Origin of the sequence: Actinomyces sp. HMSC075C01 (assembly GCF_001812965.1) — a bacterium.
Lineage (GTDB): Bacteria > Actinomycetota > Actinomycetes > Actinomycetales > Actinomycetaceae > Actinomyces > Actinomyces acetigenes.
In genome coordinates this window covers 1-339 of sequence record NZ_KV811035.1, presented here as the reverse complement: position 1 = coordinate 339, position 339 = coordinate 1, and the positions used below count along the sequence as shown (strand labels likewise).

Below are 339 nucleotides of genomic sequence, written 5' to 3'. Positions count from 1 at the left end.
CCCGCCAGCCCCCGGGCCCCAAGGTCATCATCTCCAAGGCCTTCATCGTCTACACCAACCCCGCCGTGCGCTACCAGACCACCACCATCCTGGGCACCTCCATCGAGGTCGAGTTCACCCCCACCTCCTACACCTGGGGCTGGGGAGACGGCACCACCACAACCACCACCGACCCAGGCGCCCCCTACCCCCACCAGACCGTCACCCACCACTACCAGCACACCGCCACCGGCGTCACCACCACCCTGACCACGACCTGGACCACGAGATTCCGCCCCGCCGGCGAGGACCAGTGGCGGCTCATCGAGGGCACCATCACCACCACCGAGACCTCCACCC

General features: G+C 68.4%; 1 pseudogene. It reads left to right on the top strand.

What is annotated here, in order from left to right:
- Window positions 1-339: pseudogene (locus HMPREF2883_RS11875) on the top strand (zinc transporter); the annotation flags it as partial.